14 protein-coding genes and 1 pseudogene are annotated in these 16,039 nt (G+C 73.1%); 7 read left to right on the top strand and 8 right to left on the bottom strand.

Features of this window, described 5'->3' with window-relative positions; all coding sequences use genetic code 11:
* The 3 genes and pseudogenes from AC6EH9_RS19810 to AC6EH9_RS19800 form a co-directional block, all read right to left on the bottom strand.
* Window positions 1–222, bottom strand: a pseudogene (locus tag AC6EH9_RS19810) (NADH-quinone oxidoreductase subunit B); the annotation flags it as partial.
* Between the two features lie 42 nt (window positions 223–264).
* Window positions 265–624: an NADH-quinone oxidoreductase subunit A gene (locus AC6EH9_RS19805; RefSeq protein ID WP_498425405.1), complete on the bottom strand. Its 360-nt coding sequence runs from the start codon at window positions 622–624 to the stop codon at window positions 265–267.
* A 200-nt stretch (window positions 625–824) separates the two neighbouring features.
* Complete coding sequence (locus AC6EH9_RS19800) at window positions 825–1,514, bottom strand: demethylmenaquinone methyltransferase (protein ID WP_498425404.1); 690 nt, start codon at window positions 1,512–1,514, stop codon at window positions 825–827.
* A gap of 174 nt (window positions 1,515–1,688) precedes the next feature.
* Here AC6EH9_RS19800 and AC6EH9_RS19795 point away from each other — a divergent pair, with 174 nt between their 5' ends.
* A complete protein-coding gene (locus tag AC6EH9_RS19795; RefSeq protein ID WP_498425403.1) occupies window positions 1,689–2,786 on the top strand; it encodes a L,D-transpeptidase family protein in 1,098 nt (365 codons plus the stop codon).
* Between the two features lie 7 nt (window positions 2,787–2,793).
* Here the strand turns inward: AC6EH9_RS19795 and AC6EH9_RS19790 are convergent, their stop codons facing one another.
* Complete coding sequence (locus AC6EH9_RS19790; protein ID WP_498425402.1) at window positions 2,794–3,465, bottom strand: hypothetical protein; 672 nt, start codon at window positions 3,463–3,465, stop codon at window positions 2,794–2,796.
* Between the two features lie 54 nt (window positions 3,466–3,519).
* Here AC6EH9_RS19790 and AC6EH9_RS19785 point away from each other — a divergent pair, with 54 nt between their 5' ends.
* A complete protein-coding gene (locus tag AC6EH9_RS19785) occupies window positions 3,520–4,767 on the top strand; it encodes an isochorismate synthase (protein ID WP_498425401.1) in 1,248 nt (415 codons plus the stop codon).
* A gap of 1 nt (window position 4,768) precedes the next feature.
* Here AC6EH9_RS19785 and AC6EH9_RS19780 read toward each other — a convergent pair whose 3' ends face one another.
* Window positions 4,769–5,404 carry an MBL fold metallo-hydrolase gene (locus AC6EH9_RS19780; protein WP_498425400.1) on the bottom strand — a complete coding sequence of 212 codons (636 nt, stop codon included), beginning with the start codon at window positions 5,402–5,404 and terminating at the stop codon, window positions 4,769–4,771.
* 117 nt (window positions 5,405–5,521) lie between these two features.
* Between AC6EH9_RS19780 and AC6EH9_RS19775 the strand changes: the two genes are divergently transcribed.
* Entirely contained in the window at window positions 5,522–6,682 is a 1,161-nt protein-coding gene (locus AC6EH9_RS19775; RefSeq protein ID WP_498425399.1) for an acyl-CoA dehydrogenase family protein, read from the top strand.
* 1 nt (window position 6,683) lies between these two features.
* A complete protein-coding gene (locus AC6EH9_RS19770) occupies window positions 6,684–8,750 on the top strand; it encodes a SpoIIE family protein phosphatase (RefSeq protein WP_498425398.1) in 2,067 nt (688 codons plus the stop codon).
* Between the two features lie 10 nt (window positions 8,751–8,760).
* Here the strand turns inward: AC6EH9_RS19770 and AC6EH9_RS19765 are convergent, their stop codons facing one another.
* Window positions 8,761–9,000 carry a hypothetical protein gene (locus AC6EH9_RS19765; RefSeq protein WP_498425397.1) on the bottom strand — a complete coding sequence of 80 codons (240 nt, stop codon included), beginning with the start codon at window positions 8,998–9,000 and terminating at the stop codon, window positions 8,761–8,763.
* A 174-nt stretch (window positions 9,001–9,174) separates the two neighbouring features.
* Here AC6EH9_RS19765 and AC6EH9_RS19760 point away from each other — a divergent pair, with 174 nt between their 5' ends.
* Window positions 9,175–12,111, top strand: coding sequence for an EAL domain-containing protein (locus tag AC6EH9_RS19760; protein WP_498425395.1), 2,937 nt, complete (start codon window positions 9,175–9,177; stop codon window positions 12,109–12,111).
* On the opposite strand, the gene AC6EH9_RS19755 is transcribed toward AC6EH9_RS19760, so the two are convergent.
* Window positions 12,108–14,123 carry a PAS domain S-box protein gene (locus AC6EH9_RS19755; protein WP_498425394.1) on the bottom strand — a complete coding sequence of 672 codons (2,016 nt, stop codon included), beginning with the start codon at window positions 14,121–14,123 and terminating at the stop codon, window positions 12,108–12,110. The two genes, AC6EH9_RS19760 and AC6EH9_RS19755, sit on opposite strands and share 4 nt — an antisense overlap.
* Window positions 14,124–14,494: 371 nt before the next feature.
* Here AC6EH9_RS19755 and AC6EH9_RS19750 point away from each other — a divergent pair, with 371 nt between their 5' ends.
* Both AC6EH9_RS19750 and AC6EH9_RS19745 read left to right on the top strand, forming a co-directional pair.
* A complete protein-coding gene (locus tag AC6EH9_RS19750) occupies window positions 14,495–15,004 on the top strand; it encodes an RsiG family protein (protein ID WP_498425393.1) in 510 nt (169 codons plus the stop codon).
* A 16-nt stretch (window positions 15,005–15,020) separates the two neighbouring features.
* Entirely contained in the window at window positions 15,021–15,389 is a 369-nt protein-coding gene (locus AC6EH9_RS19745) for a hypothetical protein (protein WP_498425392.1), read from the top strand.
* A 230-nt stretch (window positions 15,390–15,619) separates the two neighbouring features.
* On the opposite strand, the gene AC6EH9_RS19740 is transcribed toward AC6EH9_RS19745, so the two are convergent.
* On the bottom strand, window positions 15,620–16,039 hold a 420-nt coding region (locus tag AC6EH9_RS19740), incomplete at its 5' end, for an HNH endonuclease (RefSeq protein WP_498425390.1).

Below are 16,039 nucleotides of genomic sequence, written 5' to 3'. Positions count from 1 at the left end.
GCCGGCGACGATCATCAGGTCGGCCTGGCGGGGGCTGGCCCGGAAGACCTCCATGCCGAAGCGACCCAGGTCGTACTTCGGTCCGCCGCTGGTCATCATCTCGATGGCGCAGCAGGCCAGACCGAACGACGCCGGCCAGAACGAGACCTTGCGCATGTAGCCGGCAAGACCCTCGACGGAGGAGAGCAGCACGCCGCTCGGGAGCTTGTCTTCCAGACCCATGTCAGATTCCTTCGGTGATCGGGAGGGGCGTGATCACGGTGATCAGTCCCAGTCCAGGCCGCCGCGACGCCACACGTAGGCGTAGGCGACGAAGACCGTGACGATGAACAGGAGCATCTCGACCAGCCCGAAGAGCCGCATCGCGTCGAAGTGGACGGCCCACGGATAGAGGAAGATGATCTCGATGTCGAAAACGATGAAGAGCATCGCGGTGATGTAGTACTTCACCGGGATGCGACCGCCACCGGTCGCGTGGGGCGTCGGGTCGATGCCGCACTCGTAGGACTCGAGCTTGGCCCGGTTGTAGCGCTTCGGGCCGACCAGGGCGCTCAGGATGAGCGTCACCACCGCGAAACCCGCCGCGAGGATCACCAGCGCCAGCACCGGCGTGTAGAGCTCCATGGTGCTTCCCTTTCCCGGATCGAACGGCGGGCGGCATCCCTGTCAGGGTGACGACGCGTGCCACAGAATCTGTCCTCGTGACCTTGTGAAGCGGTTCACGAGTGGTGCGCAACACAGTCTACGAGTCCTCGGCACAGGCGCCACCTCGGCCCCCGAAGGACCCAGGAGCCTCAGGACCTAAGTCCCGGAGGTCCGGCCCCTCAGGCCCGGGCGCGGTGCAGGGCCACGATGCCCCCGCTCAGGTTGCGCCACTGCGGCTGCGCCCAGCCGGCCCGCGCGACGAGGTCCGCGAGGCCCCGCTGGTCGGGCCACGCCCGGATCGACTCCGCCAGGTAGACGTAGGCGTCGGGCGCCGAGGAGACCGCGCGCGCGATCGGCGGCAGCGCCTTCATCAGGTACTCGACGTACAGGGTCCTAAACGGCGCCCAGGTGGGGTGGCTGAACTCGCAGACGACCAGCCGGCCGCCGGGCTTGGTGACGCGGCGCAGCTCGCGCAGCCCGGCCAGCGGGTCGACGATGTTGCGCAGCCCGAACGAGATCGTGACCGCGTCGAAGGTGGCGTCGGCGAACGGCAGCTTGGTGCCGTCACCCGCGGTGAACGGGAGGGCGGGGCGCGCGGACTTGCCGACCTGGAGCATGCCCAGGGAGAAGTCGCACGGGACCACCGTCGCGCCGCGGTCGGCGAACGGCTGGCTCGAGGTGCCGGTGCCGGCTGCGAGGTCGAGGACCAGCTCTCCCGGCTGCGGATCGACCGCGTCGATCACGTCGTGTCGCCACCGGCGGTCCTGCCCCAGGGAGAGGACGTCGTTGGTGAGGTCGTACCGCTTCGCCACCGCATCGAACATGCGACGGACGTCGGTCGGCTGCTTGTCCAGGTCTGCGCGGGCCACCGGGGAAGACTACGTGGCCGACTGCCGGCACGTGCGACACGGGGTCGCAGCGCCGGAGCGCCAATTCCGTGATTCCGGCCTCATCTGGGCGACACTCGAGGTCGCCCTCGGGGACGGGCGACACAGACGGCAGGGAATGGGGCAGGTGCGATGAGGGCGTTGCGGATCCTTGTGGTGACGGCGCTCAGCCTGGCCCTGCTCGCCGCCACGATGTACGGCGCGGGCTGGGCGATCCGTCACTACGAGGCGGACGCAGACCCCGCCACCGGCTCCTCCGCCGCCGGCCAGGCCTCGGACACGACCGCGCCGCAGACGTCCCCCGCCCGGACGCCCGAGCCCGCCCCCGAGGCGGCCGGCGCGCCGACGGCCGGGCCGAGCGACGCCGCCCCGGCGCCGGTCCTCGCCCCGGGCCAGCGCGGCAGGCAGGTCCGCGAGCTGCAGCACCGGCTGTTCCAGCTCGGGTGGTTCGCCGAGACCACGACCGGCGCCTACGACGACGAGACCAGCGCGGCGGTGCGGGGCTTCCAGGCCAAGCGCGGACTGGAGGCGAGCGGGGTGACGGACGCGCGGACCTGGGCCCGGCTGGTGCGGATGACCGAGACGCCCACCCGCGACCAGCTGTTCAACATCCTGCGCCCGGGCCCGGCGCTGCTCTCGCTGGGCGACCGGGGCGAGCAAGTCCGCGAGCTGCAGGCCCGGCTGGCCCAGATCGCCTGGTGGTCCGCGGACGTCGCCGACCGCTACGACGAGGCGGTCGTGGCGGCGGTGCGCGGCTTCCAGGCCAAGCGCGCGATCCCGGTGACCGGGGAGGTCGACCAGCGGACCCTGGACCGGCTGGTGGCGATGACCAGCGAGCCGACCCACGAGCAGCTGTTCAACATCGAGCCCGAGCCCGGCGCGCTCGACGCGCGCTGTCGCGCCGGCCGGGTGCTGTGCATCGACAAGTCCACCAACAGCCTGCGCTGGGTCGTCGACGGAGACGTCCGCGAGAGCGTCGACGTGCGGTTCGGCCGGGTGGGCCTGGAGACCCGGGAGGGCAGCTTCAGCGTGTTCAGCAAGAGCCGCGACCACGTCTCGAGCATCTACGAGACCTCGATGCCGTTCGCGATGTTCTTCTCCGGCGGCCAGGCGGTGCACTACTCGCCGGACTTCGCGGCCAACGGCTACAACGGGGCCTCGCACGGCTGCGTCAACGTGCGCGACTACGACGCGATCGCGACCCTCTACGACGAGGTGGCGATCGGCGACCGGGTGGTCGTCTACTGGTCCTGAGCCAGGCTCAGGAGATCTCGCGCTCGACGGTGTCGAGCATCTCCACGGTCCGGTCCTGGTCCATGCCCAGGCCGGTGACGCGCAGCGTGTGACCGCCCTCGCTGCGCTGACAGGTCACCCCGCCGCGGGCCTGCTCCTCGTCCACGGCCTGTCCGGCCGGCACCTCGGCCCACTCGGTCATGCAGGTGGTCGCGGTGTCCACCCGGTCGAGCTCCACCGGGGGCTTGGCCAGGCCGCGCACCTCCGGGGAGTTCACGAGGGCCGGCACGAACGAGCCGAGCTCCTCACCGAAGTACTGCACCCACAGGACCTGCTGGTTGGCGGTGTCGAAGTAGGTGCGGGTGGACACGGTGCCGTCGACGACCTCGCCGAGGACCTCGTCGCTGTAGGCGCGCTCCAGGGCCAGCATCTCGGCGTTGCGGTCGGCGTCCTCCTGGGTCTGGGGGGCGGCGCCCTCCTGGACCGGAGCCTCGGGGTCGACCGGCTGGGGCACGTCGACGGCCACCCAGCCGCCGGGCAGCTTCGCCGGCAGCGCGACGTCGCCGCCGGCGTCGGAGTCGTCGTCGAGCTTGGGCAGCACCACGACGAAGACCACCAGGACGCCGAGGATGACGAGCCCGACGATGATGCTGATCCAGTAGGCCGCGGCCGTACGGCCGTCGGCGGTGCGTGTGCTCATGCCGACGACCCTACGCGGACGGTCCTGACCGTCGGCAAAGTACGCTCACCACCTGTGAGGATCATCGTGCGCACCCGAGCCGTGGCCGCCGACGACGTCGAGCTGCTCACCCTGGTGCCGGCCGATCGCCCGGTGAGCTGGCTGCGTCAGGGCGACGGGCTGGTCGGCTGGGGGGTCGCCGCCGAGCTCCGCACCAGCGGCCCGACCCGCTTCGCCGACGCCGACAAGTGGTGGGCCGAGACCACCGCCCGCACCGAGGTCCACGACGAGGTGCGCGAGCCGGGCACCGGCCTGGTCTGCTTCGGCTCCTTCGCCTTCGCCGACGAGCCCGGCAGCTCGGTGCTCGTCGTGCCCCGGGTCGTGCTCGGCCGGCGCGGCGAGACCGCGTGGGTGACGACCGTCGACGTGGCCGAGGACGCCGCCCACGAGCCGCCGGCGCGTGGCGTGCTGCCCCCGGTGGCGGCTCCGCCGCACGCGCCGAGCGGTGTCCGCTTCGCCGACGGAGCCCTCAACGGCGAGGAGTGGATGACGGCCGTGGCGGACGCCGTGGCCCGCATCGGCGCCGGGGACCTGGAGAAGGTCGTGCTGGCCCGCGACCTGATCGCCACCGCCGACGAGGACGTCGACGTGCGCTGGCCGCTGCAGCGCCTGGTCGCGACGTACCCGATGTGCTGGACCTTCCACGTCGACGGCATGTTCGGCGCCACCCCCGAGATGCTGGTGCGCCGCGAGCGCGGCCTGGTCACCTCGCGGGTGCTGGCCGGCACCATCCGCCGTACCGGCGACGACGAGCGCGACCTGTCGCTGGCCGCCACCCTGGCCCGCTCCTCCAAGGACCTCGAGGAGCACGAGTACGCCGTCCGCTCGGTCGCCGACGCGCTGGAGCCGCACTGCTCGTCGATGAACGTGCCCGAGGCGCCGTTCGTGCTGCACCTGCCCAACGTGATGCACCTGGCCAGCGACGTCGCCGGCGTCGTCCACGACGCCGAGACCGTCTCCTCGCTGCGGCTGGCCGAGGCGCTGCACCCCTCGGCCGCGGTGGGCGGGACCCCGACCGCCGTGGCCACCGCGCTGATCACCGAGATCGAGCGGATGGACCGGGGCCGCTACGCCGGCCCGGTGGGCTGGATGGACGCCCAGGGCGACGGCGAGTGGGGCATCGCGCTGCGCTCGGCGGAGGTGTCGGGCTCGACGGTGCGGCTCTTCGCCGGGTGCGGCATCGTGGCCGAGTCCGACCCCGAGGCGGAGCTCGCCGAGGCGCAGGCCAAGTTCGTCCCGGTCCGGGACTCGCTGACCCCCTAGCTCACAGGTCGGCGCCGTCGGGGAGCCGGACGTAGGCCTGGCCCGCCGCCGGGAGGAACCTGTCCATGTGCCCGTCCACGATCGTCAGCCCGGCCTCGGAGTAGACCCGGTCGTGGATCGCGAGGTTGCGCGGCGCCCCGACCTCGCGCGCGAACTCGATCGCCTCGGAGACCTTCAGCCACGGCGCGGACACCGGGACCAGCAGCACGTCGACGCTCTCGCCGGGACCGGTCAGCGCGTCGCCGGGGTGGTAGATCCGGGTGTCGCCGGCACTCAGCACGTAGCCGCTGTTGTGGAAGCGCGGCAGCTCGGGATGGATCACCGCGTGCAGCTCCCCCACCGCCCGCACCGGCAGGCCCGCGTCGAAGGACTCCCCGGGAGCCACCACCTGCACCCGCTCGGCCACGTCGGGGGCGTCGGCGCGGATGCGCGCGGCCACCGCGTCGATGGTGAAGATCCGGGCATCGGTACGGCGCAGCCGCTCCGGGTCGTAGTGGTCGGGATGCTCGTGGGTGATCAGCACCGCGTCCGCGCCGTCGACCGCCTCGGCGTCGGTGAAGACCCCCGGGTCGAGCACGACGGTGCGCCCCTCGTGCTCGATGCGCACGCAGGCATGACCGAACTTCGTGATCCTCATGACGTGCCACACTAGCCAGCAGCGCGCACGGCGCCAGCCCCCACGACGCGGGATCTCGGCCTGATCCGCACCCGAAATCCGCCCCTGGAGCCCGCTGCGGCTAGCCTCACCCCTGTGATGGCCCCTCCCGCGACCGTACTCGAGGCGACCTCGCGTGCCCATCAGGTCGCCCGCGGAGTGGTCGCGCAGCTGGCGGAGCGCACCGACTCGGGGGTGTGGCCCGAGGAGAGCCTGCGCGAGCTCCAGGCTGCCGGGCTCGCCGGACTGGTGGCGCCACGCGAGAGCGGGGGCGCCGGGCTGGGCCTGCGCGCCTTGGCCGGGGTCTGCGAGGCCCTGGGCCAGGTCTGCGCCTCGACCGCCATCTGCTTCGGGATGCACCACGTGGCGACCGCCGTGATCGCGGCCAAGGCGACCCCGCGGCAGGCCAAGGACTACCTCCAGCCGATCGCCGCCGGGGAGCACCTGACCACGCTCGCCCTGTCCGAGCCGGGCACCGGGGCGCATTTCTGGCTGCCGCAGACCCGGCTCACCACCGTCGAGGACGGCTGGCGCGTGGACGGGGAGAAGTCGTTCGTGACCAACGGCTCGCGCGTCGACTCCTACGTGGTGTCCACCGTCGCCGCCGACACCGACGCACCGCTCGGCGACTTCTCCTGCGTGGTGGTGCCCGCCGGCGCCGAGGGCCTCAGCTTCCACGGGTCCTGGGAGGGCGTCGGGATGCGCGGCAACTCCTCGCTGGCCGCCCGCCTCGACGGCGTCCACGTCGCCCCGGAGGCGCTGCTCGGCGCCGAGGGCGACCAGATCTGGTACGTCTTCGAGGTCGTCGCCCCCTACTTCCTGACCGCGATGGCCGGGACCTACCTGGGCGTCGCCCAGGCCGCGCTCGACGAGGCGATCGCCCACCTCAAGGCACGCCGCTTCGCGCACACCGGACGCACCCTGGCCGGCGAGCAGATCCTGCAGCACCGGCTGGGCACGATGTGGGCCGGGGTCCAGGCCAGCCGGCGCCTCGTCTACTGGGCGGCCGAGGAGGCCGAGACCGGCGGACCCGAGGCGCTCGCCGCGCTCACCTCGGCGAAGGCGGAGGTGGCCGACCGCGCAGTGGCGGTCACCAACGAGGCGATGACGCTGCTCGGCGGCATCGGCTACCGCGAGAGATCGCCGGTGGAGCGGCACCTGCGCGACGCCCGTGCGGCCCACGTGATGAGCCCGACGACCGACCTGCTGCGCACCTGGACCGGCCGGGCGCTGCTCGACATCCCGCTCCTGGGCAGCTGAGGTGGCCGAGCTCCTCCTCGTCGGGCTGAGCCCCGACGAGCAGCGCGCGGCGCTCCCCGAGCCGTGCCCGGCCACCCCCCGGGCGGTCGGTCCCGAGGAGCTGGCCGACGCCCTGCACGACGACGTGTGCGCCGTGCTCGTGGGCAGGGCGGTGCCGCGCGGCCTCGCCGTCGTGCAGCAGGTGCACTCCGCGGTGCCGAGCGCAGCGGTGGTGATGCTGTGTCCCGAGGGCGAGATCGCGGCGCTGCGTGGCCGCGTCCGCTTCGCCCCGGGCGTCCCGGTCTCCCTGGAGATCGCGGACCCGCAGACCCCTGGCCTGCGCGAGATGGTCGCCCAGATGTGCGCGGCCGGAGTCACCGGCTATCGCCACGACCGGCTGCTGGCCGAGCTGGTGCGCCGGGCCCCCACGAGCCCGGACCCGCTGCTGGTGACCGCGACGCTGGGCGCACTGCTCGAGAACGTCCCGGTCGGCATCCTGCTCGCCGACTCCGACCGGCGCCTGCTGGTGTGGAACCCCTCGGCCGCCACCCTGGTCGGTCTCGGCTCCGACGCCACCGGAACCACGGTGACCTCGCTGTTCACCGACGCGATGGCGCTGGACGAGGCCCTGGCCGCCGTCCAGCGCGGCGTCACCCCCGAGACCGTGACCACCCAGCCGGTTCATCCGCCGCTGTCGAGTCAGCACCAGTACCTCGACCTCAGCGCGGTGCACACCCAGCTCGCCGACGGGCGCGATGCCACGCTGATCATCGTCCAGGACGCCAGCGCCCGGCTGGAGGCGCAGCACCAGCGGGACCGACTGAGCGCCCAGATCGACCTGATCGGGAGCGCCTCGGTGGCGCTGGCCGGGGCGGTGGACCCCGACGAGGCCCTCGCGGCGCTCGCCGACCAGGTGGTTCCGCGGCTGTGCGACTGGGTGAGCATGCAGCTCTACGACGAGCGGATGGCCACCCGGCACGTCGTCGTGCGCCACCGCGACCCAGCGCTCTCCCGACTGGCCGAGCTGGCCCAGGGCGGCCTCGCCTCGGCGGGCTCGCCGCTGCTCCCCAGCCGGCGCCTGGCCCACGGCGAGGGACCGATGCTGCTCTCCCTGCTCACCCACGAGGACCTGTGCGAGTTCGTCCCCGACCCCGAGGTGCGCGCCCAGGTCGAGCAGCTCGGCCTGGCCAGCGCGATCGCCGTACCGCTGACCGGGCGCGAGGCGCGGCTGGGCTCGATGATCCTGCTCAACCGCGCCGACTCCCCCGCCTTCGGCGAGGACGAGCTGGCGGTGGCCGTCGAGCTGGGCCGCCGGGCGGGGCTGGCGTTGGAGTCCATCGAGCTCTACGGCCAGCAGCGCGCCTTCGCCGAGGAGCTGCAGCGCAGCCTGCTCACCGAGCCCCCGCACGTCGAGCGCGTCGAGACCGTGGTCCGCTACCTGCCCGCCGCGCACGGCGCGCAGGTCGGCGGCGACTGGTACGACACGTTCCCGCAGACCGACGGCGCCACGCTGTTCGTGATCGGGGACGTGGTGGGTCACGACTCCCGTGCCGCTGCGTCGATGGGACAGCTGCGGGGCCTGCTGCGAGGCATCAGCTATGCCACCGAGCCCGGCACCGGCCCCGCCACGATGCTGCGCGCCCTCGACGGGGCGGTGGAGACCCTGCTGCAGGACATCACCGCGTCGGTCCTGGTGGCCCGGGTGCCGGCACTGGCCGGTACGGCCGGCGCGGTGCAGGTGTGCTGGTCCAACGCCGGCCATCCCCCGCCCGCCCTCATCCCGGCAGACGGAGGCCCGACGCGGCTCTTCGGCGACGAGGCAGATCTACTGCTGGGCGTCGACCCGACCCTCGAGCGGGATGAGCACCACACGCGCCTCGAGCCCGGAGACACCCTGGTGCTCTACACCGACGGGCTCGTCGAGCGACGCGGGCGCGACCTCGATCAGGGACTCACCGAGCTGACCCACACCCTCGACGCACTGCGCGAGCGCCCCCTCGACGAGCTCTGCGACGCGCTCGTCGGCGCCCTGCTCCCCCCGGACCATGAGGACGACGTCGCCGTGCTGGCGGTACGGCTCCTGCCCTGAGCCCGATCGCTCAGCCGGAGCCCACCCGCCGCATCGTCAACGGCCGCCGCTCGGGCGCCTCCAGCACCCGCACCATCGTGATCGCCTCGAGCGGCACCAGCATCGGGCCGGCGTGGCGGGAGAACAGCCAGACGCCGTGCCCGTCCACGGACTCGACCACGCCGTGCAGCCACCGCCCCCGGACCAGCAGCTCGACGGGACGTCCTTGACGTTGGCCCATCGCCAACGCGGTCTCCACCTGGTGGTGCATGGCGCTCCCCCGGCATCGCTATCCGCCGTCCCCACGGCGGCTGCCTCCTGCGGCAGTCCAGACATCGTCCACCCCCGTCGTCCACGAATCGCGGAGCTTGGCCACGCGATTCATGAAAACCGGTTAGGTTTCACTCCGTCTGCTGGTCTCGGAGCGGCATGGGAGTGACACACGATGACCGAGGAGCGCCCCGGCCACGGTGACCCGTGGCCCTCCGCAGCCTCCACCACGGCTACGGCGCTGGTCGATCTTCGTGGCGACGTCATCGAGGTGAGCCCCGCGCTGTGCCGTCTGCTGGGCACCGCCCGCGACGAGCTCGTGGGCCGACCGCTCTCGGCGCTCGGCGAGAGCCCACGCGACCTGACGTCGCTCCACGCGGCGCTCGAACGCGCCCGCCAGGGCGAGCTCGCCGGCGTGTTCACCCAGCGCTGGAGCAGCCCGGCCACACCCGGGCGGCCGCTGCACCTGCGGGTGGTCTGGAGCCGCCGTGAGGCCGGCGCCGACCTCCCCGAGCACCTCGTCGCGGTCGTGCTCGACGAGAGCCCCGGCGTGCGGCTGCGCGAGGAGCTGGCCCTGCGCGAGGAGCGCTACCGCAGCCGCTTCTCGCTCTCCGGAGTCCCCCAGGTCTTCACCGACGCCGACGCGCTGCTGATCGAGGTCAACGACGCCTTCTGTGCCCTGCTCGGCCGCGGCCGCGAAGAGCTCCTGGGCCGGGCCTTCGACGAGCTCGTCCACGCCGACGGCCCGGCCGCGGGCGACGGCGCGCTGCGTCGGCTGCTCGCCGGCGACCAGGACGCCGTACAGGTCGAGCGCGTGCTCGCCGGCGCGAAGGGGCGCAGCGTCCCGGTGCTGGTGCACGCCACCACCCTGCGCGCGGGCGACGGCACCCCGGTCGGCCTGTCGGCGTACCTGCAGGACCTCTCCGCGCTGCGCGCCATCGAGCGCCGCAACCGACGTCAGGAGCACTTCTACAGCGCGGTCGCCGAGCTCACCAGCGATCTGTCGCTGATCGCCTCGCCCGCCGGGCGGTTGATCTACACCTCCCCGGGCCTGAGCGGGATGCTCGGCTACAGCGCGGGCGACGTGGTCGACACGTCCGTGTGGGACTACGTCCATCCCGAGGACCGCGACGTGGTGGGCGACCTCCACCTCGCGGTGCTGCACGAGGGGGCGTCGCGACCCGCGCCGATGCGGGTCCGCGACGCCTCGGGCGGGTGGGTGTGGGTCGAGGCCGCGGCCACGAACCTGCTCGACACCGAGGTCGCCGCGATCGTGTGCAGCCTGCGCGACATCAGCGAGCGCATCGAGGCGGAGGCGGCCCTGCGCACCTCCGAGTCGCGCTACCGGACCATGGCCGACAACGCCGACGAGGGACTGTGGGTGGCCACCCCCGAGGGACGCACCCTCTACGTCAACGACCGGATGACGGAGATCCTCGGGGTGCCCCCGGTGGAGATCTACGCCCGGTCGATGCCCGACCTGGTGGACCCCGATCGCCTGCACCTGATCGGCCAGGACTTCGACGGCCGGACGATGCGCGGTCCCGAGCGCTACGAGGTCGTCTACCGCCACCCCGACGGGGGGCGCCGCACCCTGCAGGTCGCCGCCGCGCCGCTGATCGACACCGAGGGGGTCTTCGAGGGCACGCTGACGATGATCTCCGACGTCACCGCGCCCCGTCGCCTCGAGGAGGAGCTGCGGCGCACGGCCCTGCACGACGGCCTGACCGGGCTGCCGAACCGGGCGCTGCTGCTGGACCGGCTGGAGCACGCGCTGATGCGCGAGACCACGTCCACGGCGGTGCTGTTCGTCGACCTCGACCAGTTCAAGATCGTCAACGACGCCCGCGGGCACTCGGCCGGTGACGAGCTGCTCGTCGGCGTCGCGGAGCGGTTGAAGGCGGGAGCGCGCCCGACCGACACCGTCGCGCGCTTCGGTGGGGACGAGTTCCTGGTGGTCTGCGAGGACGTCGACGCGGACACCGCGCAGGCCATCGCCGAGCAGCTGCTGCGCAGCCTCGACGAGCCCTTCGCGATCAGCGGCGGGCGGGTGCACGTGGCCGCCTCGATCGGGGTCGCGCTCTCGCCGGTGGCCGATGCCGGCGACCTGCTGCGCAACGCCGACACCGCGATGTACGCCGCCAAGGTCGCCGGGCGTCACCGGGTCCGGATGTTCGACGCCAGGCTCGCCGAGCAGGCGGAGGAGCGCTACGAGCTGGGCGCGGAGCTGCGCGACGCCCTCGAGCAGGACCAGCTGACGATGCACTACCAGCCGATCGTGGCCCTGGGGTCCGGAGAGGTGGTGGGGGTGGAGGCGCTGGCCCGCTGGCACCACCCGCGGCACGGGGTGGTGGGCCCGGACCGGTTCGTGGTGCTGGCCGAGGAGACCGGGCTGGCCCCGCAGCTGGACCGGTGGGCGCTGCGGCGGGCGCTGCGCGAGGCCGGCGCACTGCGCGCCGGGGGCCACCTTCCCGCTCACGCCTACGTCGCGATCAACCTGTCGGCCTACAACCTCACCGACCCGGGCCTGGAGGAGCTGATCTCGGACTGCTCCCAGAGTGCGGGGCTGGCGCCGCACGACGTGCTGCTGGAGATCACCGAGTCCGCCATCATGGGCGACGCCACCTCGGCGGTCGCCCTGCTGCAGCGGCTGCGCGAGCGTGGCTTCCTGATCGCCGTCGACGACTTCGGGACCGGGCACAGCTCGTTGTCGTACCTGCGCACGCTGCCGATCTCGACGTTGAAGATCGACCGCAGCTTCGTCGCCGAGATCACCGAGGACACCAACGCGCTGGCGATCGCGACCTCGATCGTCGACCTGGCCCGCGCGATCGGGGTCGCGGTGGTGGCCGAGGGCGTCGAGCGCGCCGAGCAGGCCGCCGTGCTGCGCCGGCTCGGGTGCGGCAGCGCGCAGGGGTGGCTGTGGAGTGCCGCGGTCGCGCCGGAGGAGGCCCGGCGCTCGGGCACCCTGATTCAGGAGTACGACGTTGGGCCGGAGCCGGAGCTCGGGCCGGGGCCGGGGCCGGAGCTCGGGCCGGGGCCCACTCCCAGGGCGGACGGGCGGACCGCGGGTCAGCCGGGCGGCGGCGGGGAGACCACGTCGCTCGGCTAGGGCGCCGGTGAGGTCTGCTCGTCGCCGGCCCGCACCGTCTGAGCGCCGCCGAGGCGCTTGGCCCGGTACATCGCGGCGTCGGCGAGACGCACCAGGTCCCCGAAGGCGTGGGGCGGGGAGACGGCCACCCCGAGGCTGACGCTGACCTCGACCTGGAGCTCGTCGATGCGGATCGGAGCGCGCAGCGCGTCGTGGATGCGCTGCGCGACCAGGCCGGCGGCGTGCTCGTCGGTGTCCTCGCAGAGGATCGCGAATTCGTCGCCCCCCAGGCGGGCGACGGTGTCGGTGCCGCGCACCGCCTCGACCAGCCGGGCGCCGACGTGGCGCAGCAGCAGGTCGCCCGCGGCGTGACCGTGGCTGTCGTTGAGCGGCTTGAGCCCGTCCACGTCGAGGAAGAGCACGCACGTGCTGGTCTCGATCAGCCGGCGGCGCCGGGCCGCGGCCATCTCGAGGCGATCGAGGAAGAGGTAGCGGTTGGGGAGCCCGGTCAGCGGGTCGTGCAGGGCCTGCTGGCGCAGCTTGCGCTCGGCGGCTCGGGCCTCGGTGACGTCCGAGACCATGCACAGCCAGCCGAGCGCCTCGTCCCCGTCGTCGCGCAGGGGGCTGTGCGACACCTCGAAGACGCGCTCCCCGCCGTGCGGCATCGTGTAGGTGGTCTCGTAGCGCTCGACCCCCTCCCCCGCCCAGGGTGCCTCGGCGGCGCCGTCGTCGCGGTGCAGCAGGGCCCGCGCGTCCATCTCGTAGAGGCTCTCGAGCCGGACGCCCAACAGCTCAGCCATCTTCTCGTTGGCGAACATCGTCGAGCCGTCCGGGGTGGTCGCGAGGATGCCCTCCTGGGCGGTCTCGAGGATCGCGCGGTGGCGTGCCTCGGACAGGCGTAGGGCCCGCTCGGCCTCGACCTGGTCGGTGATGTCGCGCAGGTTCAGCACCAGCCCGCCGATGTCGCGGTCGGCCAGGCAGTTGGTCAGGGTCTGCTCGAACCAGCGCCAGCGGCCGGCGGCGTCCCAGGCGCGGACCAGGAACCGCTCGGTGCGCAGGGGCTCGGCGATGACGGCCTCCACCAGCGGCATCATCCGGGCGAGGTCGTCGGGGTGCACGAACTCCCAGCCGACGTCGAGCACGATCTCCTCGGCGTCGTAGCCCAGCAGCCGAGCGGCGGGCGGGGAGACGTAGACGGGGTTGAACTCGGCGTCGGCGACGATCGCGGCGTCCCAGGAGCGCCGGCCCAGGGCGAGGAACATGTTCGCCTGCGAGGCCATCCTGCTGCGGGCCTCGCGCACCTCGCTGAGGTCGCGCGCGAACGTCGCCACGCCGTACCGGCGGCCGTCGCTGTCGCGCAGGGAGGTGGCGTCGACGAGCAGCGGCAGGCTGCGGCCGGCGCCGTCGCGGAAGACCGCCTGGTAGCTGACCGACTCCACGGCGCCGCGCCGCATCGGGGCGAGCTGGTTGGTGGCGTTGTCGAGGTCGAGGGGGTGGACCAAGGAGAGGATGTCGCTTCCGATGAACTCGCTCTCGGGGCGGCCGAAGAGCTCGCACCAGGCCCGGTTCACCGACGTCATCCGGCCGTCGAGGTCGAGGAGGGCCTGCGGCGTCATCGCCTGCTCGAAGCGGCCGTGGGCCAACTCCAGCTGCCGACGGTCGTCGAGCTCGCGGGTCACGTCGCGCACGACGGTGGCGATCCCGACCACGGCGCCGGAGCCGTCGTGCACCGGGGACAGCGTGACCACGGCCTCGACGGTGCGGCCGTCCACGCGGTGGGTGACGTCGGTGAAGAGTCCGGTGACCTCGCCGGCGAGCAGTCTCGGCCCGAGCTGGGACCAGGCGCCGGTGACCGCGCGATCGGCGAACTCCTCGAGCCGGCGGCCCACCAGGTCGCGCGGCGACCAGCCGATCACCCGCTGGGTCGCCTCGCTGGCCCAGGTGATCTCGCCGTCCAGGGTCACCACGATCAGGCACTCGGAGGTGGTGGCGTCGATGCTCGCGAGCACCCACGCAGGATCAAGGTGCTGCATGACGTCCTCCCGACCCTCGAGTGCCGACCCTCACGACCCGACGGCGGCCCGGCCGGTAACCACCCGGGCGGCCGACGACGTTCCCACCGGGCCACATTACCGACGCGTCGTCGCGCGCTGACACGGCCGAGCCCGTGAAGGCCGGGGCCGCCTGTCCGGTCGTGCCACGCTGCATAGTCACCAGGCTCCTCGAGAAGGTGCCCGCCGGAGTGTGACGGGCGACATCGACCGGTGTGCCAGGTCCGCCGGTCTCCCCGCCACCATCGGCGGGGCCGGAGGCGGACTTGATGCCTCGTCCCAGAAGGCGTCGCGAGGTGGGGATTCTGTAGGGTTCCAGCACTCGTCGACGACGACAGCGACAGTGAGGACCGATGGCCAACAACTCCCGCTCCACGCGCACGGCCGTTCAGTCGCCGGTGCCCTCGGAGGAGCTGGCGGGTCTGGACCTTCGTGAGCTGCGCGGCTACCGCCAGAAGCTGACCGACGAGGAGGACCGGGTCTCCTACTGGCGGCGGTTGACCCACGCCCGCATCGACGTCCTGGTGGCCGAGTCGAGCAGCGGAGCCGCGCTCGGCTTCGAGGACCTGGTCCGGGTCCTCGGCGACACCGGAGCCGGTCGTTCGCGTGGGGCGCTGGTCCGGGTGCGGGCGGCGGAGCCGCTGCCGGACCTGCCGGACCTCGCGGAGATGTGGGTCACCGACGTCGACCCCCAGGACGCCGCCCAGGTGGCGGACGCGCTGGAGCGGCTGCGCACCGCGGAGCAGCAGCTGACCGAGTACCGGCGGGCGCTGCACGAGCGGATCGACGAGGCGACCGGCGAGCTGATCCTGCGCTACCGCGCCGACCCGACCGCGGCACTCGCCCTGCTGCCGCAGCCCTGAGCCGGAGGGCCGGGTGATGACCGCGCTGGGACGGGTCCGGGTCTGGCACGCCGACGACGGGTGGGGCGTGATCGACTCCGACGCCACTCCGGGCGGCTGCTGGGTGCACTGCCACTCGATCCTGATCGCCGGGACCTCGGGCCTGGATCTCGAGCCTGGCCAGCAGGTGCGGTTCACCTTCGAGGCCGCCGACCAGGACGGGTACGCGTTCCGGGCCGACGAGGTGTGGTCCGCTGATCGTGCGCCGGACCGGAGCGGTGTCCACGAGGTGACGGGGCCGTCGGCGGCGTTTGCGAGCTGGTTGACGTTGGAGTTCGACGGGGATGGGGGCGGCGGGGAGTCCGGCGGGGACGCCGGCGGGGAGTCGGACGACGAGGACCGCTAGCTGATGGCTCGGCTGAGGTCTGAGAGTGGGCCGATTGGCTGAGGGACCGCGGTCTGCTGGCTGGCGCGCGGTCTGCTGACTGGCTCGCCGGACGCCGGGTGGACGTGCCCCGAGCCCATCGGAGAGTGTCCGGAGCATCCCCCGGATTGCGCCATCCGGGCGCGGGGAGTGCCCTGGACGTGCCGCTGGCCCCGCCGGGTGGTGCCTGGGCGGGGTGCGGGGCGGGGCAGCTATCGCTCGGGTGGAGGTAGGTCCGACTCGGCCGGGGCAGCGTGCTTGTTGCGGTGTCGGTCTCGGGAGACGTCGAGGGTGCCGGTGTGGTCGCGCAGGTACTGGTAGCCCTGGGGGCTGGTCCACAGGTAGCTGCCCTTGTCGAGGGCGGTGTAGCTCCAGGGGCTGTGGGTCTTGTGACGGTGATGTCGCCGGCAGAGCGGGGCCAGGTTGCATGAGCAGGTGGTGCCGCCGGTGGCGTGCTCTCGGATGTGGTCGCAGTCGGGGCGATGCTGCTCGGGGGTGAGGCGTCGGGCTGGTCGGGTGCACCAGGGGAAGACGCAGGTGTGCTCGATGAGTGCGAGGCGTTCCACGAGGCGGTCGGGGGTCTCGTAGGCGTTGACGTGGACGTGGTCCTCGAGGTCGATCACCGGCTTGAC

Source organism: Nocardioides sp. Z21_20 (genome assembly GCF_059766585.1).
This window is presented reverse-complemented; position numbering and strand designations above follow the sequence as displayed.